The 21,895-nt window shown below is 41.1% G+C and carries 21 protein-coding genes; 6 read left to right on the top strand and 15 right to left on the bottom strand.

Translation table 11 applies throughout. The features are described from left to right. Positions 1–2 precede the first annotated feature (2 nt). Positions 3–1,526 (bottom strand): histidine ammonia-lyase, encoded by a 1,524-nt coding sequence (gene hutH / locus FUA25_RS08145; RefSeq protein ID WP_147756424.1) that lies wholly within the window; start codon positions 1,524–1,526, stop codon positions 3–5. A 76-nt stretch (positions 1,527–1,602) separates the two neighbouring features. Between hutH and FUA25_RS08140 the strand changes: the two genes are divergently transcribed. Beyond that, positions 1,603–2,829, top strand: a complete 1,227-nt coding sequence (locus FUA25_RS08140) for an NAD(P)/FAD-dependent oxidoreductase (RefSeq protein ID WP_147756423.1) — start codon at positions 1,603–1,605, stop codon at positions 2,827–2,829. Between the two features lie 61 nt (positions 2,830–2,890). On the opposite strand, the gene FUA25_RS08135 is transcribed toward FUA25_RS08140, so the two are convergent. Together FUA25_RS08135 and FUA25_RS08130 are read right to left on the bottom strand one after the other, a co-directional pair. Beyond that, the gene (locus FUA25_RS08135) at positions 2,891–3,199 is read right to left on the bottom strand and encodes a lipopolysaccharide assembly protein LapA domain-containing protein (RefSeq protein WP_147756422.1); all 309 of its coding nucleotides are present in this window, start codon (positions 3,197–3,199) and stop codon (positions 2,891–2,893) included. A gap of 70 nt (positions 3,200–3,269) precedes the next feature. Then, positions 3,270–4,076, bottom strand: coding sequence for a M48 family metallopeptidase (locus FUA25_RS08130; protein ID WP_147756421.1), 807 nt, complete (start codon positions 4,074–4,076; stop codon positions 3,270–3,272). A gap of 107 nt (positions 4,077–4,183) precedes the next feature. Here FUA25_RS08130 and FUA25_RS08125 point away from each other — a divergent pair, with 107 nt between their 5' ends. Next, positions 4,184–4,708 (top strand): DUF4251 domain-containing protein, encoded by a 525-nt coding sequence (locus FUA25_RS08125; protein WP_147756420.1) that lies wholly within the window; start codon positions 4,184–4,186, stop codon positions 4,706–4,708. On the opposite strand, the gene meaB is transcribed toward FUA25_RS08125, so the two are convergent. The 6 genes from meaB to ileS form a co-directional block, all read right to left on the bottom strand. Continuing rightward, on the bottom strand, positions 4,701–5,684 hold the full coding sequence (meaB, locus tag FUA25_RS08120; protein ID WP_147756419.1) for a methylmalonyl Co-A mutase-associated GTPase MeaB: 984 nt from the start codon (positions 5,682–5,684) through the stop codon (positions 4,701–4,703). The two genes, FUA25_RS08125 and meaB, sit on opposite strands and share 8 nt — an antisense overlap. Positions 5,685–5,739: 55 nt before the next feature. Next, positions 5,740–6,378, bottom strand: a complete 639-nt coding sequence (locus tag FUA25_RS08115) for a lipoprotein signal peptidase (RefSeq protein WP_147756418.1) — start codon at positions 6,376–6,378, stop codon at positions 5,740–5,742. Then, positions 6,378–6,578, bottom strand: coding sequence for a DUF2683 family protein (locus tag FUA25_RS08110; RefSeq protein ID WP_147756417.1), 201 nt, complete (start codon positions 6,576–6,578; stop codon positions 6,378–6,380). The genes FUA25_RS08115 and FUA25_RS08110 overlap by 1 nt, the downstream gene beginning before the upstream one ends. A 26-nt stretch (positions 6,579–6,604) precedes the next feature. After that, positions 6,605–6,838, bottom strand: coding sequence for a DUF6576 domain-containing protein (locus FUA25_RS08105; RefSeq protein WP_228411688.1), 234 nt, complete (start codon positions 6,836–6,838; stop codon positions 6,605–6,607). A gap of 98 nt (positions 6,839–6,936) precedes the next feature. Next, positions 6,937–7,317, bottom strand: a complete 381-nt coding sequence (locus FUA25_RS08100; protein WP_147756415.1) for a TraR/DksA family transcriptional regulator — start codon at positions 7,315–7,317, stop codon at positions 6,937–6,939. A gap of 81 nt (positions 7,318–7,398) precedes the next feature. Beyond that, a complete protein-coding gene (gene ileS / locus FUA25_RS08095) occupies positions 7,399–10,821 on the bottom strand; it encodes an isoleucine--tRNA ligase (RefSeq protein WP_147756414.1) in 3,423 nt (1,140 codons plus the stop codon). A 172-nt stretch (positions 10,822–10,993) separates the two neighbouring features. Here ileS and FUA25_RS08090 point away from each other — a divergent pair, with 172 nt between their 5' ends. The 3 genes from FUA25_RS08090 to FUA25_RS08080 all read left to right on the top strand — a co-directional run bounded on the left by FUA25_RS08090 (position 10,994) and on the right by FUA25_RS08080 (position 15,032). Further along, positions 10,994–12,289 carry a phenylacetate--CoA ligase family protein gene (locus tag FUA25_RS08090; RefSeq protein ID WP_147756945.1) on the top strand — a complete coding sequence of 432 codons (1,296 nt, stop codon included), beginning with the start codon at positions 10,994–10,996 and terminating at the stop codon, positions 12,287–12,289. A gap of 70 nt (positions 12,290–12,359) precedes the next feature. Next, the gene (locus FUA25_RS08085; RefSeq protein ID WP_147756413.1) at positions 12,360–14,204 is read left to right on the top strand and encodes a M1 family metallopeptidase; all 1,845 of its coding nucleotides are present in this window, start codon (positions 12,360–12,362) and stop codon (positions 14,202–14,204) included. Between the two features lie 69 nt (positions 14,205–14,273). Beyond that, positions 14,274–15,032 (top strand): type III pantothenate kinase, encoded by a 759-nt coding sequence (locus tag FUA25_RS08080; RefSeq protein WP_147756412.1) that lies wholly within the window; start codon positions 14,274–14,276, stop codon positions 15,030–15,032. A 40-nt stretch (positions 15,033–15,072) separates the two neighbouring features. Here FUA25_RS08080 and FUA25_RS08075 read toward each other — a convergent pair whose 3' ends face one another. The 6 genes from FUA25_RS08075 to FUA25_RS08050 all read right to left on the bottom strand — a co-directional run bounded on the left by FUA25_RS08075 (position 15,073) and on the right by FUA25_RS08050 (position 20,204). Continuing rightward, positions 15,073–15,504: a nucleoside deaminase gene (locus FUA25_RS08075; RefSeq protein ID WP_147756411.1), complete on the bottom strand. Its 432-nt coding sequence runs from the start codon at positions 15,502–15,504 to the stop codon at positions 15,073–15,075. A 61-nt stretch (positions 15,505–15,565) separates the two neighbouring features. Further along, positions 15,566–16,111 (bottom strand): DUF3575 domain-containing protein, encoded by a 546-nt coding sequence (locus tag FUA25_RS08070; protein WP_147756410.1) that lies wholly within the window; start codon positions 16,109–16,111, stop codon positions 15,566–15,568. Positions 16,112–16,455: 344 nt separating this feature from the next. After that, the gene (locus FUA25_RS08065) at positions 16,456–17,046 is read right to left on the bottom strand and encodes an RNA polymerase sigma factor (protein ID WP_147756409.1); all 591 of its coding nucleotides are present in this window, start codon (positions 17,044–17,046) and stop codon (positions 16,456–16,458) included. Between the two features lie 178 nt (positions 17,047–17,224). Further along, positions 17,225–17,710 (bottom strand): hypothetical protein, encoded by a 486-nt coding sequence (locus FUA25_RS08060; RefSeq protein ID WP_147756408.1) that lies wholly within the window; start codon positions 17,708–17,710, stop codon positions 17,225–17,227. A gap of 83 nt (positions 17,711–17,793) precedes the next feature. Next, complete coding sequence (gene metK, locus FUA25_RS08055; RefSeq protein WP_147756407.1) at positions 17,794–19,074, bottom strand: methionine adenosyltransferase; 1,281 nt, start codon at positions 19,072–19,074, stop codon at positions 17,794–17,796. A gap of 182 nt (positions 19,075–19,256) precedes the next feature. Continuing rightward, the gene (locus FUA25_RS08050) at positions 19,257–20,204 is read right to left on the bottom strand and encodes a hydrogen peroxide-inducible genes activator (protein WP_147756406.1); all 948 of its coding nucleotides are present in this window, start codon (positions 20,202–20,204) and stop codon (positions 19,257–19,259) included. A 112-nt stretch (positions 20,205–20,316) separates the two neighbouring features. On the opposite strand from FUA25_RS08050, the gene FUA25_RS08045 reads away from it, so the two are divergent. Beyond that, entirely contained in the window at positions 20,317–21,804 is a 1,488-nt protein-coding gene (locus FUA25_RS08045; protein ID WP_147756405.1) for a catalase, read from the top strand. Positions 21,805–21,895 lie beyond the last annotated feature (91 nt).

Genomic DNA, 21,895 nt, shown 5'->3' with positions numbered 1-21,895 from the left:
TTCTAGAATTCGTTTTCCATTAAATAATTTTTCACTTTTTCGATATACGGATACATGATCATATCCTCTGAAAAAGCCGGAATAATTTCCCTGATTTCTTCATAGATTTTTCTCGTGGAAGCAGAAATTTTGTCCTGAGAACCCATAAATTCGACTGCCTGAACGATCGTTACTGCTTCAATAGCCAACACTTCGAATGCATTGACGATGGTTTTGCTGCAGATGAGGGCCGCATTGGTTCCCATGCTTACAATATCCTGGTTGTCGTTATTATTTGGGATGCTGTGAACGTACATGGAGTTCGAGAGCATTTGGTTCTCTGCTGTTGTAGAAGTGGCCGTGAACTGCACGCCCTGCATTCCAAAATTGAATCCCAGTTTCCCCAGATTCATAAAGGGTGGAAAAATTTCGTTTATTTTCGAATTTAATAGGTAATTCAGCTGCCTTTCGGCCAGCATGGTGAGTTTGGTGACTACAAGTTTAAGTTTGTCCATTTCCAGGGAAATATAATCACCATGAAAGTTTCCACCGTGATACACATGGTTGTCTTCTGAAATGATAATCGGGTTGTCGTTTGCCGAATTAATTTCTCTTTCCAACACATTTTCTGCATTTTCAAGGGTTTCGAGGACTGGGCCCAGAATCTGGGGAACGCAGCGCAACGAATAATATTCCTGAACTTTGTCTTTAAAAATATCTTCCTGCGTCTCGTTTTGGTAAAGGTGGTCTTCTCTTTTGCGGATCAATTGGCTGTCGGAAAGGTAATCCCGCATCTTTTCTGCAATTTTGTGCTGTCCTGCGTGTTTCTTGGTGGCATTTAAAGCTTCCGAGAAATGATCATCATACGCCTGAACGAGTTCATTGATGGCGCATGAGAGTTTTATAGAAATTTTCAGAAGTTTTCGGGCATGGTAAGTGTTGATGATGCCAATTCCTGACATTGCTGAAGTACCGTTCATCAGTCCGAGTCCTTCACGGATTTCGACCTTAATAGGCTTTAGATTTTCGATTGCGAAAACTTCCTGGGTAGATTTTCGTTCCCCTTTGTAAAAAACTTCGCCTTCGCCGATCAGTACGAGCGCCAAATGAGCCAGCTGCACCAGATCGCCGCTTGCGCCAACACCTCCGTGTTCAAAAATCAGCGGAGTGATGTCTCGGTTAATGAGCTCGCGCAGTAAAAAAACTACTGAAGTATGAATTCCGGAATTTCCCAAAGAAAGGGTATTGAGCCTTGCCAACATCACCGCCTTTACTACCGTAGGAGAAAGTGGGTTTCCGATACCTGAAGAATGGCTTCTGATCAGATTATACTGGAGCTGTAAGCGGTCTTCTTCCGAAATGCGGTACTGCGCCATGGGCCCGAAACCGGTATTTACCCCGTAAATAACTTTATTTTTTGAAAAGTCTTTAAGAAACTGAAAACTTTCATCCACCCTTTTTACCAAAGCCTCATCCAGATCAACCGGAACTTTTCTGAAAACAACTTCCTGGAAATCTTCGATTTTCAAATCTCTATTTAATCTCATTGATCATTCTTTAAAAGAAAACTTATTATAAATCAAATATTTGTATATTTAATTTGGTTTACAAATATAAAAAAATATGACGAAAGAATCTGTAGATGTGTTGGTCATCGGAGCCGGACCCTCCGGCTGTGTCTCCTCTGCTTTTCTTCACCGTAACGGCATGAAAGTGAAGGTCGTGGAAAAATCAAAATTCCCCCGTTTGGTGGTAGGCGAAAGCCTGATCCCAAGAGTGATGGATCATTTTGAAGAGGCCGGTCTTTTTCCTGCACTCAACGCGATGGGTTTTGAAAAAAAACACAGCGCCAGATTCTTGAAAGGTAACGATGTTTGTCAGTTTGATTTCAACGATAAATTCGGCGAAGGATGGGACTGGACGTGGCAGGTGCCGAGAGCTGATTTTGATGATGCTTTGGCCAAAGAAATTTTAAAACAGGGGGTTGATCTGGAATTTGAAACTGAATTGATCGCTATTGAGTTCAACGGAACAGATTCGGTTTCCATCGTCAGAACTAAAAATGGGGAAACTAAGGAAATCCATGCAAAATTTATCCTCGATTCCAGTGGCTACGGCAGGGTATTGGCACGGTTGCTTGATTTGGAAAACCCTTCAAAACTGGATCCCCATTCCGCCATATTTTCTCATGTTAAAGACTTACAAAGACAGGGAAATACTGAAGGAACGCAGATTTCCTTCGATATCATCGATACTGAGGTATGGCTTTGGGTCATTCCGTTCTCCAACGGAAATACAAGCATCGGAATTGTAGGACCTACAGCGTATATTGAAAACCTTTCTGCTTCGGGAAACACCACGGAAGCATTGCAGAATGCCATTGATTCGTCCAATTATTACGCGGAAAGGTTTAAAAATGCTGAATTTCTTTTTGAACCCTGGAAAATGTCCAATTATTCCTGTTCTGTAAAAAAACTTTATGGCGACGGGTTTGCTTTAACCGGAAATGCTGCGGAATTTTTGGATCCAGTTTTTTCGTCAGGAATGGCATTCGCTACTGAGTCAGGGATGCTCGCGGCAAAACTGGCGATACGGCAGATTAGGGGAGAAAAAGTAGACTGGCAAAAAGATTATGCAGAGTACATCCTCTCCGGTGTGGATGTTTTTTCAACTTATGTGCGGGAGTGGTATACCGGGAATCTTCAGAAACTTTTCTTTCACTCCGAAGAAAATAAAGACATTAAGCAGAAAATCTGTGCAGTATTGGCGGGATATGTCTGGGATCAGAATAATCCCTTTGTGACCAGACATAAAAATTTAATCAAAAACCTGGCTTCTCTGATTGATTGAAAGTCGCGGTTTACCTAAATAAATAAGAAAGACCCACAATTGCTGAGTCTTTTCTTATTTATCAATAAAATCTGCCGGAATCTGGAGGGATTTCCGATTGCTGTCTTTCTAAATCGGCAGTCTGTTTTTCCAGTTCTGCTTTTTCTTTTTTCAGTTGTAGGAGTTCTTTTCTTCGCTGATCTTCTTTCATCGCCGAGCCTTTACTCATATAACCTACCATTCCGCCAATGATCAGACCGATTCCAATGCCTCCTAAAATGCCCATGACATGGGAAAGGGTGAATTTATCGATGAGAAAATCTGTAGTCAGATAAAATAAAATGGAAGCAATTGCCAGCAGTACAAATCCTACAGTTGTTAAACTTTTCATAATCTTAAAATTAAAAACCTTCCCAAATTTAATGAAAATTCAGGAAGGTTTGATATTAATTGAAGATTTATTATTTTCCGCCTGCTGCGCGGTAATACGTCATCGCCTTATCCATATTTTCGTTCAAAGCGGCCATTCTGTTTTCAGGTCCCGGGTGAGTTGATAAAAACTCCGGTGGTCTTGACGAACCTTGAGATGCAGCTTCCATTCTGTTCCAGAAAGGGAGTGACTGTCTAGGATCATATCCCGCCATTCCCATTAGATATAAACCCATCTGATCTGCTTCAAGTTCCTGTTTTCTGCCGTATGCGAGCAAGCCAACCTGTGCGCCAATAGGATATACCTGCTGAAAGATTGCCGCGATCTGTCCGTTTGAAATGCTGCTGCCTAAAATTGCACCACCATATTGAGCAACCATTGCCTGTGAAATTCTTTCATTTCCGTGACCTGCAAGAGCATGGGAAATTTCATGGCCCATTACTACTGCCAGACCGGTATCGTTCTGGGAAATCGGTAAAAGGCCTGTATACACCGCAACTTTACCGCCAGGCATACACCAGGCATTTACCTGTTTGTCTTGAATCAGATTGAATTCCCACTTATATCCAGCCAAATCGGCCTCTCTTCCGATTCCTTTATAATAATTATTGGCTGCATTTTTTATTCTCAGACCAACATTCTGCACGCTTTTGGCCGCTGTCGTTCCTTTGATCACCTTAGAAGTGGAGAGTGTTTGTTTGTACTGCTGCAATGCCATTGCTTCAATTTCGGAATTGTTTGCAATCTGCAGGGATTTTCTACCGGTAATTGGATTGGTTGTGCAGGCAGCTACCGTAAGGGTTAAAGCTGTCATTCCAAGTAGTTGTGTAATTTTCATAATAGTTTCTTATTTAATGAATCATTTTAAACAATTTTTATTCCAAAGATTTTTTAAGATCTCATTAGCACTAAATTTGTATTGTTAAAAAAGAAATACATGATGCTATGAAAAAAATAATAATGATAATTTGTGGAGTCCTTTTTTTTATTCAGGGCTGTACTTCACAGACTTATATGGATCCAAAATCTCTGGAAACAGCAATTAATAATGATGAATTCACCTTTATGGCACAAAAAGCAATTCCCACGAATTACGATGTCATCAATGTCATGAATTCTATTCCCAATTCAACCTCATCAAGAATCCTGAATTTAAGTTACGGAAATGCTGTAATTTTAAAAAAATCTGTTTTGGAAGTAAATCTTCCTTATTTCGGCAGAAGCTTCAGTGCAAGTAGGGATCTCTCCAAAAACGGATATACCTTCACCTCCAAAGATTTTGCGGTTAAAAAGAACACCGGTAAAAAAGGAAAAACTGTAGTTCAGATTGAAACCAACGATCAGCAGCCTGCCAAAACGATCATCATTGAAGTGTATAAGAACGGAAAAGCTTTTGTATCGGTCAATTCCAGTGACCGGCAGCCAATATCCTATGACGGATATATCATGAAAAACGAAGCGGTTAAATAGATGGGCCGAGAAGTTTCTGAACGAAATTTTTTGCTTCCGAACTGGGATTCGATTTCAGACCGGAAGCATTTTTTTTGTGTTCTTCAAATAATGTTTCCAGGTCCTTATTCTGAGTAGAAGCCTTTAAGATATATTCCTGAACCCAATACTGGAAACGTTTTTCAGCCTGCTCCTGTCTCACTTTCAGAAAGCGGCCGCTTTTGATTTTAACCTCAATAAATTCGTTAATTGCGGAGTAAACCTCATGCAGCCCTTCGTTATTCAAAGCTGATCCCATGAGTACGGGAATTTTCCAGCCCTTTTCTTTTGGCGTTAAAAACTGTAGTGCGCGAATCAGTTCCAATCTCGTGTTTTTGGCTTTACTGCGGTTTTCAGCTTCCACTTTGTTGATGAAGATGAGGTCTACCATCTCCATAATTCCGCGTTTGATTCCCTGAAGTTCATCGCCACCTCCGATGATTTTTAAAAACAGAAAAACATCAGTGATATCTGCAACGAGGGTTTCGCTCTGTCCGACGCCGACGGTTTCGATCAGAATATAATCGTAACCTGCCGCTTCACACAGCAACATCGTTTCGAAAGTCGTATTTGCGACGCCGCCCAGAAATCCGGAACTCGGGCTTGGACGGATAAATGCATTGACTTCCTTCGAAAGATCCTCCATCCTGGTTTTGTCACCCAAAATAGAGCCTTTGTTGATTGTTGAACTGGGATCTATGGCGAGAACAGCCACTCTTTTGCCTTTTTCAAGAGCCACTTTTCCAAAATTTTCAATAAAAGTGGATTTTCCCGCGCCCGGCACGCCAGTAATACCGATGCGTATGGATTTTCCGGTAAACGGAAGGATTTCTTTCAGCAGTTCTTCAGCCTGTTCGCGGTGTTCAGACTTTTTGCTTTCAATCAAAGTGATGGCCTTCCCGAGGAGACGTTTGTCACCGGATTTAATTCCGTCCAGAAGTTCTTTGGTTGTTGGCATTTTCACTTTAAAAAATTATTTTATACAGGAAAATCTGCAGCAAAATGAAATTTCTTTAAAAATCCAGACCGTTCGGGAAAGCTTTTTTTCTGAAAATAATCAGCAAAACTGCACCTAGGGTAATCGCAGAATCGGCTACATTAAAGATATATTTAAAAAATTCAAGATGTTTGCCGCCGATTAAAGGCCAGCTTTCAGGAACATTCCAGTCTACAAGCGGGAAATGGAGCATGTCGACTACGCAACCCTTCATAAAAGTTGAGTAACCGTTCCCGAATTCCACCACTTTTGAAATTCCGCCATAATCAATCCAACGTTCAATACTTGCATCAAACACGGTTCCGCTGTCGAAAATGAGTCCGTAAAACATTCCGTCGATTAAATTCCCAATGGCGCCGGCAAAAATCATCGACATCGGAATAAGCAGATAATTGGAAGCCCCTTCTTTCAGCCATTTTCTGAACAGGTACACCATTCCCCCGATCAGGAAAATCCTTACCAGAACAAGGAAATATTTACCAATAAGACCACCAAAGTGAAATCCGTAGGCCATTCCTGGGTTTTCGACAAAAGTCAGTTTGAAACCGGGGAGAACATCTACACTCTCGCCCAGATTAAAGTGGGTTTTGATGTAAAATTTAGAAACCTGATCAATTAAAAGGATGATGAAAGTGATTAAAGCTATTTTCTTCATTACTCGTCGCGCTTGGGTTTGTCTTTAAAGTTTCTTGCAGGTTTGGTTGTTTTTTTCGCCGCATCTCTCGGTTCGAATTTTTGAGGATTCAGGGTATTTCTGGTGTGAAACTTTTCATATCTGATGCCCATATCTTTCATAACGCCTTTCAGCGCGTTGAGTTCCATCTGGTTTTTCGGGTGAACGATTAAGGATTCCATTTTTTTAACTGGTTTTAAAAGAAAGATTATTTTTTGGAGAGTTCATTGAGGCGTTTTCTGTCTTTTTCGCTGAGGTCATCGAGTCCGTTTCTGCCCATTTTACTAAGCAGGCTATCAATTTCTATTTCCCGGTTTTTCCTTTCGGCATTGAACCTGTCATCGATGGATTGGTATTTTTCCGGCGGCGGAAGGATTTTCTTACGCAACCTGTCCCTGAAAAAATACAGGATCAAACCGATTCCCAAAACAGCAAATAACACTTCCAAATCACTGAAATTTTTAAAATTCAAATAGGTTTACAATGCACCGTTTGCCGGAAACATTATAAACCTAAATAATATGTTGTAATGAACAGCTTTTACCGCTGTAAATTTTTTGCCTCGATACTTAAAGTAGCATGCGGAACAGCTCTCAAGCGGTCTTTCCCGATGAGTTTTCCGGTAACTCTGCAGATTCCGTAGGTTTTGTTTTCGATCCGGATGAGCGCATTTTTAAGGTCGCGCACGAATTTCTCCTGCCTTCCGGCTAAGATCGCGTTCTGTTCTTTGCTCAGAGTTTCAGCGCCTTCTTCAAATGCCTTGAAGGTTGGCGAAGTATCATCGGTCCCGTTGTTCTGGTCGTTGATGAAGCTTTCACGAATGAGCATCAGGTCTCTTTCCGCTTTCTCTATTTTTGCCTGAATAAGTTCCTTGAACTCCTTCAAATCAGCATCACTGTATCGTTGTCTTTCTTCCGACATTTCGTAATAATTTAATTATGATAACTTAATAATGAGAGATTTAGTATTAGTTCTTTGGGAATTAATGCCTGATCCGTCATGTCATATTTTTTCCACTTTTATTTTGAACTTCACTTCATCGATCTCAATGGTATCGAAAACTGAGAGTGAATTTACAATTTCTATTTTATCCGACAATACTTCTGCAGAAATATATTGATTATTGTTCTGGAGTTCTTTTTCGAACGGAGAATTGTTTTCAATCTGGATCGAAATCCGGTCAATCAGGTCAAAATCCTTCTCTTTTCTTAAATTCTGTACCCGGTTGATGAATTCTCTGGCGATTCCTTCAGCTTTCAGTTCATCGGTAAGAGTCAAATCCAGTGCCACCGTCATTTTGCCTTCGCTGGCCACCGTCCAGCCCGGAATGTCTTTTGTGAAGATTTCCACATCGGCAGTTGAAATTTCATAACCTGAAATCATCATTTTTCCTTCTTTTTCAAGCGTGGAAATCTGTTCTGCTGTGAAGTTTGCAATTTCTGCACCCACAGTTTTCATATCCTTGCCGAGTCTTGAACCTAAGGTTTTAAAATTCGGTTTGATCTGTTTTACAATGAGATGTGAGGCCTCATCGGCATTGATGAGCTGAAGTTCTTTCACGTTCACTTCCTGTTTGATGAGTTCAGAAACCGCGAGAATCTGTGCTTCGCTTTTCGCGTCCAGAACAGGAATCATCACTTTCTGAAGTGGCTGGCGGACCTTGATGTTTTCTTTTTTTCTTAAGGAGAAAACCATCGAAGTGATTTGCTGAGCCAAATGGGTTTTTTCCACCAAATCCTGATCGATAAGGCTTTCATCAGCAACCGGGAAATCTGTTAAATGGACTGATTCTGCGGCATTTTTACCTGTAATACTGTTCAGATCCTGGAAAAGCTGATCCATAAAGAACGGGGCAACCGGCGCGGAAATTTTCGCCACCGTTTCAAGACAGGTATACAAAGTCTGATAAGCTGAAATTTTATCTTCAGAATAATCGCCTTTCCAGAAACGTCTTCTGCAAAGCCGTACATACCAGTTACTTAAATTATCATTCACGAAATTATTGATGGCTCTTGCCACTTTCGTAGGTTCGTAATCGTTGTAAAATTCTGTAACATCTTTCACTAATAGATTAAGTTCAGAAAGAATCCAGCGGTCGATTTCCGGACGGTTTTCAACATCTTTTTCTGAATAGTTGAAATTGTCCACATTCGCGTAAAGCGCAAAAAACGAGTAGGTATTGTATAAAGTCCCGAAGAATTTTCTTCGTACTTCATCAATTCCTTCCAGATCGAATTTCAGATTTTCCCACGGATTCGCGTTCGCGATCATGTACCAGCGCGTCGCGTCGGGACCGTATTTTTTCAACGTTTCGAATGGGTCTACAGCATTTCCAAGGCGTTTGGACATTTTCTGGCCGTTTTTGTCCAAAACCAAGCCGTTCGACATCACATTTTTGTACGCAACCGAATCAAAAACTGCGGTTCCGATGGCATGAAGCGTGTAAAACCAACCTCTTGTCTGGTCAACTCCTTCTGCGATAAAATCTGCAGGAAACGCTTTTCTTTCGTCGATCAGTTCTTTATTTTCGAAAGGGTAATGAAGTTGGGCATAAGGCATAGAGCCGGAATCAAACCAAACATCGATCAGATCAGATTCGCGTTTCATTGGTTTTCCCGAATCTGAAACGAGGATGATTTCATCCACAATATTTTTATGCAGATCAATCTGTGCGTAATTTTCTATGGACATGTTTCCGGTTTCAAAACCTTCAAAAGGATTTGCCGACATGAATCCTGCAGAAACAGATTTTTCAATTTCAGCCATCAGTTCTTCAACCGAACCAATGATGATTTCTTCCTTTAAATCTTCCGTTCTCCAGATCGGCAACGGAATTCCCCAGTATCTTGAACGGGAAAGATTCCAGTCGTTTACATTTTCGAGCCAGTTTGCAAAACGGCCTTCACCAGTAGATTTCGGCTTCCAGTTGATGGTTTCGTTGAGTTCTACAAGACGGTCTTTTACGGCCGTCATCTTCACAAACCAGGAATCCAAAGGATAATAGAGGACCGGTTTATCGGTTCTCCAGCAATGCGGATAGCTGTGGACGTATTTTTCAACTTTAAAGGCTTTGTTCTCCGTTTTTAGAAGGATGGCAAGTTCAACATCCCAGGATTTTTCGGGAGCGGTTCCTTCCTCGTAATATTCGTTTTTGATATATTTTCCGGCAAAAATTTCCGGCGTGTTTCCACCGGTGATAAATTTTCCCTGCAGATCAACCAAAGGAACGAGATTATCGTTTTCATCCTTGATCAGCATCGGCGAAATGCCGCTTTCTTTTGCAACACGCGCATCATCGGCACCAAAAGTGGGTGCAATGTGTACGATTCCGGTTCCGTCTTCTGTCGTCACAAAATCTCCGAGAATGACTTTAAAAGCATTTTTTTCCCTCCGGTCAAGATACGCTTCGCTTGATTCAGGATTTTCCGCAGGTAAAAACCACGGAATTAATTGCTCGTAATCTGTTCCGGCCAGATCGGCACCGGTGAATTCCTTTAGAATCTGATAAGGAATTACTTTGCTTTCGGGAGTATAATTCTGGAAATCTTTATCAGTTCCTTCAGCATATTTTTTGCCGAAGTTTTTCTGAAGAAGAACACTTGCCAAAATAACATTTACAGGCTCAAAAGTATATTGGTTAAAGGTTTTTACCAAAACATATTCAATATCTTTTCCTACAGCCAGTGCGGTATTGGAAGGTAAAGTCCACGGTGTGGTCGTCCAGGCTAAGATGTGAACATCTCCGGAAATTTCATCAAATAATTTTGATGACTCTTTTTTTACCTTAAACTGTGCAACAACCGTGGTGTCCGACACATCACGGTATGTTCCGGGCTGGTTCAGTTCATGCGAACTCAGGCCGGTTCCTGCAGCCGGAGAATATGGCTGAATCGTGTATCCTTTGTACAGCAATTTTTTATCGTAAAGCTGCTTCAGAAGCCACCAAACGGTTTCCATGTATTTGGGTTCGTAAGTGATGTACGGATCATCCAAATCTACCCAGTAGCCGATTTTTTCAGTCAAATCATTCCATACATCGGTATAACGCATCACTGCATTTCTACAGGCCTGATTGTATTCTTCAACAGAGATTTTCTTTCCGATATCTTCCTTGGTGATTCCGAGTTCTTTTTCAACACCGAGTTCGATAGGCAAACCGTGCGTGTCCCAACCGGCTTTCCGGAAAACCTGTTTCCCGTTCTGCGTCTGATAACGGCAGAAAATGTCCTTCAGGGCTCTCGCCATCACATGGTGAATTCCCGGCATTCCGTTCGCAGAAGGCGGACCTTCATAAAAAACATATTCAGGTTTCCCCTGGCGGATTTCCACGGATTTTTTAAAGGTCTGATGCTCATTCCAGAAACCGGAAACATTTTCAGCAACAGCGGTAAGGTCGAGGTTTTTATATTCGTTAAACTTCTTCATTTTCAGTCAGTTCAAAAAGAATTATCCTTATAAATTAAGTTTGCGAATATAAGGAATTTTGTGCAAAAAAAGAACCGCTCCTGCATATGAATCGGGTATTGGCAAATGTTTTCATGAAAATTTTGTACGAACCACTTTGATTGATACATTTGTAAATAAAAACAGATTGCAGATTTACCCCACAATAGAATATGCCTCGCCCGAAGAGATCAAAGCTTTTCAGGAAAAAAAATTACAGGAACTGCTGATTTATTTAAGCACAAATTCTAAATTCTATCAGACTCTTTTTGCCAGAGAAAATATTCAAATTGAGGAGATCAGGACTTTGGAAGATCTGGGCATAATTCCTACGACCAGCAAGGAAGATCTGCAGCAGTTCAATCAGGATTTTTTCTGTGTTTCCAAAGATAAAATTGCCGATTTCAGCACGACTTCGGGCACTTTGGGTGATCCTGTGAGTTTCGGCCTGTCGGATGCTGACCTTGACCGGTTGGCCTATAACGAAGCGATCTCTTTTGCCTGTGCCGGAATAAAAAAAGGAGATCTCGTACAGACCATGACCACCATCGACAAACGTTTTATGGCTGGGTTGGCGTATTTTTTAGGACTTAGAAAACTTGGCGCGGGAATCATCCGGATGGGTCCCGGAATTCCGGAACTCCAGTGGGATTCTATTCTCCGTTATGAACCGAAATTCTTAATTACAGTTCCTTCTTTTTTACTGAAACTTATCGAATATGCTGAAAATCATGGAATTGATTATCGGAATTCTTCAGTTTTCGGCGCGGTTTGTATCGGCGAAAGCCTGCGAAATCAGGATTTCAGTCCGAGTCTTCTGGCAAAAAAAATCACTGAAAAATGGGACATCAAGCTTTATTCCACATACGCGTCCACAGAAATGAGCACCGCTTTTACGGAATGTGAACATCAGAAAGGTGGTCATCAGCATCCGGAACTCATCATCACCGAAATTTTAGATGAAAATCTCAAACCTGTAAAGGAAGGCGAAAGCGGGGAATTGGTGATTACAACACTGGGCGTGGAAGCATTGCCACTGCTGCGTTTCCGGACCGGCGATATTGTAAAAGCGCACCTTGAACCATGCGAATGTGGCAGAACAACTCTGAGACTTGGACCAGTGATCGGCAGAAAACAGCAGATGATCAAATATAAGGGTACCACCCTTTATCCCACCGCATTCGATGATCTTCTGAATACGTATGAAGGGATTTCTGCCTACCAGATTATTATCAGAACGAATGAAATCGGCACTGATGAAATTTTAGTCAAAATCAGTTGTGTAGAGGAATCGGAAAAGTTCATCAAAGAACTGAAGGATCATTTCCGGGCAAAACTGCGGGTGACACCGGAAGTCCGGGTATATGAGCATCAGGAACTTCTAACGATGATCCATGACCTTAAAAGCCGGAAACCTATTCATTTCATTGATTTAAGGGAACGTTTTTAGTTTTTTAAACACAAATTAAATCAGCCATAAAAACTAAAATTCCTATCTTTCGGTTTCAAAAAATTCAACTATGAACAAAGGATTTCTTATTGCACTCATTTTTATTTTCGGAACTTTATCTGCCCAGCAAAAAGCTTATTACCAGCAAGCGGCGAAATATCAGATGGATATTGATGTGGATGCGAAGAATTTCACATACGCGGGAAATCAAACACTCACTTACACCAATAATTCACCGGATGAGCTGAATGTGGTATATTTTCATTTGTACTGGAATGCTTTCAAACCGGGTTCAATGATGGATCAGCGTGTACAGAATCAGGGAAAGAATGGCGATTCCCGACTTCAGAGTAACGGAGTTTCGCATCTGGCTTCCATTCCAAAAAATGAAGAAGGCGCTCAGAATATTCACTGGATAAAACAGAACGGAAAAGACCTGAAATTTGAAATCCAGGAAACAATAATGAAAGTGGAACTGGCAACTCCGATTAAGCCCAATTCTTCCACCACCTTTACCATGAAGTGGGATGCGGTGATTCCGCAGCAGATCCGCCGGTCCGGACGAAATAACAGAGAAGGTATCGACATGACCATGACTCAGTGGTACCCGAAAATTGCAGAGTACGATTATGACGGATGGGCGACTTTCGATTATATCGGAAGAGAATTTCATGCGCCTTTCGCTGATTTTGATGTCAGTATTAAAATAGATAAAGATTATGTGATCGGCGCCGGAGGAATTCTGGAAAATCCATCAGAAGTTAAAGGTTACGACTCAAATGCAAACCCTAAAACGGACAGTAAAAATAAAACGACCTGGAAATGGAGCGCCAAAAACATGCTGGATTTTGCTTGGGCAGCCGACAGAGATTACTCGGTAGAGTCGTTCACGGTGCTAGACGGACCGAGAGTTTTTTTGGTTTACCAAAAATCTGAGAAAACAAAGTTCTGGAACGAATCAAAACCTTATATCACGAAATTTTTTCAGCTGATGAATGCCTCCTACGGCAGGTATGTTTATCCTTCTTACTCCTTTATTCAGGGAGGGGACGGCGGTATGGAATACGGCATGTGTACGATGATTCTGGGCGAATCCACTTCCCTGGAAGGTTTGATGGGACTGATGGTTCATGAAGGCGGCCATTCCTGGAACCAGCAGATCATGGCTTACAACGAAAGCATGAGGCCGTGGATGGATGAGGGCTTTACAAGTTATTACGAAAGCATCGTGATGCATCAGCTTTTTCCTCCAAAGGAACCCGCTGCAAATCCGTTTGTGGGAAGTCTGAACGGTTACCGCAATTTTGTAAAAAGAGGAATCGAAGAACCTGCAGTATGGTTCGGCGATCACCACGATAACGGAACTGCCTATTCGTTCGCTTCTTATGTTAAAGGGGAACTTTTCCTGGTTCAGCTCGGTTACATTATGGGTGAACAGAATCTTTCCTTAACCATGAAAGAATTTTACAACCAGTGGAAACTTAAACATCCCACCGACCGTGATCTGATGCATATTGCACAGAAAGTTTCAGGCATGGATCTGAAATGGTTCCACAATTACTGGATCAACACAACTAAAACCATCGATTACGCGGTTAAAGAGGTGAAATATGATAAAAATTCCACTACCATTACGCTGGAAAACAATGGTCAGGTCCCAATGCCAATTGATTTTTCCATATTAACGACCGATAAAAAAGTGGTGAATTACCAGATCCCGCTTAATATGACTCATGAATGGAAGGAAAAGGATATTTACGGTGATTTCAAAACCTTAAATTACTGGCCGTGGACACAAAAGGAATATACCTTCACCATTCCCTATAATAAGTCCCAGATTTCTGCTTTGGGAATTGACTTCTCTCAACGGCTGGCGGATGTGAATCCGGAAGACAATATGGTTGAAGTTAAATAAGAGTCAAGAATCAAGTAGAAAGAGCCAGTAAAAAAGGGGGCATGATTTCCTTCAATTAAATCAGATTTAATGAATTCAATTGTAATTAACATCGGGAATACGAACATCCGGTTCGGACTTTTTAATGGGGAAAAATGCGAGGTTTCCTGGATTCTGAATACCAAACCTTACCGCACGAGCGACGAACTGCAGATGCAGTTTATGATGATGTACCAAACCCATCAGGTTGATGCTGCGAAGATTGACAAAGTCATCATCGGTTCGGTGGTGCCGCAGCTGACGTATGACATTACAAGAGCAATTGAAAAAATTCACGGTCAGAAACCGGTAACGGTTGATCGGAATACGCCTTCGGCAGTTCAACCCAAATCTAAACAGATGGGAACCGATATTTACGCGAACCTGGTTGCGGCACATCATCTTTACCCAGAAGGAAAAAAAATAATCTTTGATTTCGGAACGGCTTTAACGGCGAGCTGTATTGATGAAAACGGCGAAACCTTGGGTGTGATCATCGCTCCGGGAATCATCACTTCCCTGAATTCTTTAATTCACGATACGGCCCAGCTTCCCGAAATTGAACTCGTGAAACCCAAAATGGTTCTGGGATTGGATACGGTTTCCTGCATGCAGAGCGGAATGGTTTACGGATATTTGGGAATGGTGGAAGGATTTATTGACCGCATCAATGCTGAGGTGGCAGACAATTGCTTTGTCATAGCAACCGGGGGCGTTTCGCACGTGTACAAACCTTTAACGGAGAAAATTAATGTTGCAGACCGACTTCATACCCTTAAGGGTTTATATTATTTGGGGAAAGACCTGTAGTTTGTTACTCAAAATTTTCCGACTCAGGTTTCTTAAATTTCTACCTTTTGCTTTTAAAAAACTCCTTCACGATTGCGGAGCAGTCATGCTCCATGATGCCGGTGATCATTTCTGTTTTGGGATGAAGCGTGAGGTTTTTATTAATGAAACCGCGCTGTTCGTCCCGTGCGCCAATCACTACTTTCGAAATCTGAGCCCAGTTCAGGGCACCGCAACACATTACACAAGGTTCCAGCGTCACATAAAGTGTGCAGTTTTGCAGGTATTTTCCGCCCAAGAAATTGGCAGCAGCAGTAATGGCCTGCATTTCTGCATGAGCCGTAACATCATTCAGTGTTTCGGTTAGATTGTGGGCTTTTGCAATGACGCGGTTATGCGAAACAATCACGCAGCCAATGGGAACTTCGTCCTTTTCCAAAGCGGTTTCAGCTTCCTGAAGTGCCATCTTCATAAAATATTCGTCAGAAAACATTAGGTAGTTTTTAAGAAAAAGGTTTAGCGGAATGGCAAAACTTCTTCAGAATTTTTATTCCTTAGAATCGGTAACCGATACCGAGCATCCATTTAGCTGTGATGGAGGAGAACATATCACTATTTCCCGCAAATCTCCGGGCAATTCCGGCACTTGCTTCAAAGATAATATTCCTCTTTGTCACCCACTTTCCGCCTGCTCCAAATCCCAAACCCAGGGTAGTTTCAGTGTCTTCTGTTTCCGAATAATAGTTCGGGTTTACAGGCTCATAGTAATAATAACTGTCTTTAATGGTAGTAATTGGCAAGAAGGCTTCTATAAAAAATCCGGAAGCATATTTCTTACCGAAATACATACGGTAAAAAGGTGAAATCTGCATAAAACGGTAATTGTCATAATCATCTTCGTTTCCCAGATAAAAGAAGCCGTGAATACCCACTCCGCTGTCCTGATTAAGTAACCTTTCATAAGATAAACTTCCCATTCCGGCAATAGTGGTTATGGGATCAAGAATAATATCATTCTGTCGCGTAGGAACTTCCGTTTCCTGGGCAGAAACATGAGCGAACACAAGAATTAAAAAGGAGCTAAGTAGTAATGTCTTCATGCAATTTTTTTCAAATATAGAATTATTTTTGAAAACGGGAAGAAAGAGCTAACTACAAAAGGGATTCTTTGCAATGATCCCTAAAAAAATTTTAACGGTTATCTGTAAGTGAGGGTAGGCGAAAAAAAATGCTGTACAAAATACAGCATTAATAAAGAAAAAATCAGTTTTTTGAAACCAGATAATTTTTTGAACGGCCATTCAGGACCTTGAGGTTACGCGAATAATTTAAAAGAAAATCGACAGTGGCTTTTTTCGGTTTCAAAAGTTTTTCGTTTAGAGTGTCATTTTTTTTCATAGGCTGAAGCATTTCACTCAAAACGTGCCATCTTATCGATTTATTGTTACCGCGTTAATATTATTTTATTTTCCCCCATTATTTTGCGAAGATTAATGAGCGCATAACGTACTCTCCCTAATGTGGTGTTGATGCTTGAGTCGGTTTGTTCAGCTATTTCCTTAAAACTCAGGTTGTCGAAAAAACGCAGTTTTATTACTTCGCGCTGGTTTTCGGGCAAAAGCTCAAGCATTTTAAAGAGATCGCTGTGGATTTGCTGGGAAACCAAGCGGTCCTCAATATTCTCTTCCTGCTCGCGGATGAGGTCGAAAATCGAAAATTCCTCATTATCGTAGGAAGTTTCCGAAACCTTGATGTGTTTCGATTTAAGCCGGTAATGGTCAATGATTAAATTGTGTGCGATGCGTTTTGCCCAGAGAATGAATTTTCCTTCTTCGTTATAACGGCCCTCTTTAAGAGTCACGATAATTTTCATGAAAGTATCCTGGAAAATATCATTCGCAAGATCTTCATCCATGAGTTTATAGAATATAAAAGAAAAGAGGTCTTTTTGGTGTCGTTCTATGAGGCAGGCTAATGCCTGTTCACTTCCACCGCGGTAGTCGGTTATCAACAGGCTGTCTGATTTTGTTTTCATTACTTTTTATTTATAAATCACATCCAGCAGCACCCGAAGGGTGAGCATGATTGTTATCTGTTTAAAAAGTAAAGTTTAAAATCTATAGGTGTTGTTTATATCGTGTAAAAATAATAAAAAAGTTAATACTTTGTTATTTTTATTATAAAAAAATCAAAATAATGCAATATTGATTCAATTAATCCGTTAAATCGCTGATCACAACAATAGGAATGTTCAGCGTAAAATTGATGTTCAGGCCCTTCAGCTGCTTCCCGTTGATACCGCTTTCACCGATCGGAAAAGCATAACCACCCGTCAAATCAACCAGCCCAAAAAGAGAAACGCCAATTTTTGGGGCGATATATTTGGTGGTAGCTTCCGCACCCGCCAGAAAATAATAGGAATGGTAGATGTCTACATTTCTCTCGAAATTGATCAAAACATCTCCCTGAACCTTCGGTAAAACGGCAAACTTACCATTTGCGGCGCCCATTAATGCTGAAGCTCCGATTCTGTAAATCACATCATCTGTTTTCAGAAAAAGAAGTCTCCCGCCAATTTCCCCGAAACTTTGATTCTGATAAACGTAACCGGCATGAACCGTTTTATGCATGGTCAGCTGTGCCGTAGCAAAATGGGTAATGAGCAGTAAAAAAAAGGAAAAAATAAACGTCTTTTTCATAGTTGAGATCTGTTTCTGGAGGTAAAGTTAAAAAAAACTGCCTTATCCGTTCAGATAAAGCAGTTTTATTGTTTTCTGGAAATTTAAATATTAAATTCCTTTTTAATTTCTTCGATCTTATCAAGCTTTTCCCAGGTAAAGAACTCGAGGTTTTCAATTGTTTTTTCATTCTTTTTTCCTTTGTTAAAGGTTTTATCAGCAACAAAATATTCTCTTCCCATGTGGCCGTAAGATGCGGTGATCTGATAAATCGGGTTTCTGAGTTTTAAATTCTGCTCAATGGCATAAGGCCTCAAATCAAATATCTTTTGAATCCTTTCAGAAATTTCTCCGTCGTGAAGATTTACTTTTCCGGTCCCGTAGGTATTGATGTACAGACCGCAAGGTTCAGCAACGCCAATTGCGTAAGATACCTGTACCAGAACTTCATCTGCAACACCTGCAGCCACGAGGTTCTTGGCAATGTGTCTCGTGGCGTAAGCCGCACTGCGATCGACTTTAGAAGGATCTTTTCCTGAAAATGCACCGCCTCCGTGCGCGCCTTTTCCGCCGTAAGTATCTACAATGATTTTTCTTCCGGTTAAACCGGTATCTCCGTGTGGGCCGCCGATTACAAATTTACCGGTTGGGTTGATGTGGTATTTGATCTGATCATTGAAAAGTTCCTGGATTTCTCTTTTCTGGGCCGCCTTCACTTTTGGGATCAGCATTTCAATAATGTCTTTTTTGATTTTTGCCAGCATCGCTTCTTCGCTTCCGAAATCATCATGCTGGGTGGAAACCACGATAGAATCGATTCTGATTGGTTTGTGATCATCAGAATATTCAATGGTTACCTGTGATTTGGCATCCGGACGAAGATATTGAATGGCATTATTTTCCCGTCTAAGAACCGACAGTTCTTTCAGGATCGAGTGCGCAAGATCCAAAGCCAGCGGCATATAATTTTCGGTTTCATTGGTCGCGTAACCGAACATCATTCCCTGATCTCCTGCTCCCTGTGAATTGGCTTTTGTTTCAAAATCTTCATCTCCGGTAACCCGGTCAACGCCTTGGTTGATATCTGATGACTGTTCATGGATCGCAGAAATCACGCCACATGAATCTCCGTTGAACATGTATTCGCCTTTCGTATAACCGATTTCATTGATGACATCCCGCGCAATCGTCTGCACATCAAGATATGCTTCCGATTTCACTTCTCCTGCCAACACAACCTGACCGGTGGTCACAAGCGTTTCACAAGCTACTTTTGAACTGGGATCATAGGCTAAAAAATGATCGATTAATGCATCTGAGATCTGGTCGGCAATTTTATCTGGGTGTCCTTCTGAAACAGATTCGGACGTAAATAGGTATGACATACTTCTTTTGTTTTTTAATTTTGTTGATGAAAAAACGGCTGATTACAAAAGAAACTAAAATAGAAGTTCTGTTTTAGCATTTTTTTAAAGAGGTTGCAATCAGTTCAAATTTTTCCTCGGATATTTTCCGGTTGCAAATTTAGTCAGTTTAAATGGATCTCAAAAATTTTTGAAGGTTTTAATTATTCCGGTTTTACTCCCACGTAATTTTCGGGATTCTTTGTAAAATTTAGTTTTTCCTTCAGCGAGTTTTTAATGAATGCAGTCATTTCATCCAGAATTTTCTGCTTATAGGTGGGTTTGTAATAAATAAGGCTGATTTCCCGGTATGGGAAAGGTTTCAGGAAGCGTGCAACTTTTGTTTTCTGTACATCGGAAAGTTGAGCGGTGGCCAGTTCCGGCAAAATGGTAATGCCGCCGATTTTATCCACCATCTGTATTAAAGTATTGATGCTGGATGAGCTGAAATCAAGGTTTTTTGGCTTTACCGAATTTTCCTTGAGATGGCAGATGTTCTGAAATTGGTTTCGCAGACAGTTTCCTTCTTCAAGAAGCCAGGCTTTTGAAGTGTCAATTTCTTCGGGAGCTACAAAACAGTCCTTTTTTTCGAGGAAGTCGGGCGAATAGAGCATCAGTTCTTCATTAAAGAGGAAATCCTGATAAAATTCCTCGGCAGCTTCGTATGGCGTTGAAATGATTCCCGCATCCAGTTCGCCGGCTTTCAGGGCTTTGATGATTCCGTCGGTGGTCATTTCTTTTACATTGAGTTCGATTTTCGGGTTTTTTTCCAGAAAATCAAAAATCTCAGTGGGCAATATAAAACCCGAAACGGTCGGAATGATTCCCAGATTTACCTTTCCGGCAAGAACATTGTTCAGCAGACTGGCCTTATTGCGCAGTTCGTTTACCGAATCCACCACTTTGCGGGCTTCATCAATAATCTGTATTCCCACATCCGTCGTACGGATTGGGTGGGTTGTTCTGTCGAAAATTTTAACATCCAGTTCATCCTCAAATTTCTGAATCATCGCACTGAGGGTTGGCTGTGTAATAAAGCAGGAAAGGGCCGCTTTCCCGAAATGTTTATATTTGTCAACCGCGATGAGGTATTCCAATTGCTGAATGTTCATTTATTTAAAATTTATCTTCAACAAAATTAGTTCTTTTTGTTTTACGTTATATACCTTATGGCAATTTATGCAACTTTATGTAAATTTGTTTACCCTTAAAATAGACTGAAAAATGGATCACAATAAACTCACCAACAGCTCCGGAGCCCCGTATTTTGAGCATCAGGATTCTCAGACGGTAGGTGCGCGAGGCCCTGTTTTGCTTCAGGATTTTATTCTGCAGGAAAATCTGGCCCATTTTGTACGGGAAAGGATTCCCGAAAGGATTGTGCACGCAAAAGGAACAGGAGTGTACGGTAAATTTACCGTGACTCATGACCTTTCGAAATATACAAAAGCCAAACTTTTTTCAAAAGCCGGCAACACCTGCAAAATTTTTGCAAGGTTTTCAACTGTAGCCGGCGAAAGAGGCAGCGCGGATACCGAACGCGACCCGCGCGGTTTTGCACTGAAGTTTTACACAGAGGAAGGAAACTGGGATCTGGTTGGCAATAATACGCCTGTATTTTTTATAAAAGATGCGAAAAAATTTCCTGATTTTATCCATTCACAGAAACGCGTGCCCAAAACGAATTTAAGGGACAAAACCATGATGTGGGATTTCTGGAGCCTGAATCCCGAAAGTCTGCATCAGGTCATGATTCTGATGTCGGATCGCGGAACACCTTATGGTTTCAGGCATATGCATGGCTTTGGATCTCATACTTTTTCGATGATCAATGAGAACAACGAAAGAACCTGGGTGAAATTTCATTTTAAAACACAGCAGGAGATTAAAAATTTTACGGATGAGGAAGCCGAGAGAATGAAAGGTGAAAACCCGGATTTTGCTCAGGAAGATATGGTAAAGGCCATTGAAAGAGGAGATTTTCCGAAATGGAAGATGTACATCCAGACCATGACCGAAGAGCAGGCGAAAGATTTTCGCTGGAACCCTTTTGACGTTACCAAAGTGTGGTTTCAGGAAGAATTTCCTCTGATGGAAGTCGGGGAAATGGAACTTAACGAAATTCCTGTGAATTATTTTACCCATGTAGAACAGGCGGCTTTTTCGCCGAGTAATCTCATCAACGGAATCAGTTTTTCTCCGGATAAAATGCTGCAGGGTCGGCTCTTTTCCTATCCCGACGCACAGCGTTACCGAATTGGTGTAAATGCGCACCAGCTCCCTGTAAATGCCTGTCCGTTTGGTTTCAACAATTATCAGCGGGATGGGGCTATGGCATTCAATGAAGCGGGTGACGCTCCCAATTATTTCCCGAACAGTTTCGACAGAGTAAAACCAGATCCGGATTATAAAAACTTTGAGTACGAGATCACCAGCATGCACGTTGCGAACTTTAACAGAAATGAATTCGATGACGACCATTATACCCAACCTGGTCTTTTTTACACCAAGGCCCTGAATGAAAATGACCGGCAACACCTTATAAAGAATATTGTTAAGCACATGCAGGGAATTTCCGGTCCGAAAAGAGAAGAAATTATCGGCCGTCAGCTCTGTCATTTTTTCCGTGCGAATATTGAATTAGGGATGAAGATTGCCATGGGTCTGCAAATCAACATTGACGCGAATATGATGAGCCATATGAAGACATAATTAAATTTAAAATGTTAAAAAATGAATTTTTATAGATATTTTTCATTTTTCTACATAGATTTTTAGTAATTTGCATTTTTTAAAGACATTG

The organism is Chryseobacterium sp. (assembly GCF_008014695.1).
In the GTDB taxonomy this organism is placed as follows: domain Bacteria; phylum Bacteroidota; class Bacteroidia; order Flavobacteriales; family Weeksellaceae; genus Kaistella.
Note: the sequence above shows the minus strand (reverse complement) of the source record. Positions and strands in the feature narration are given on the sequence as shown.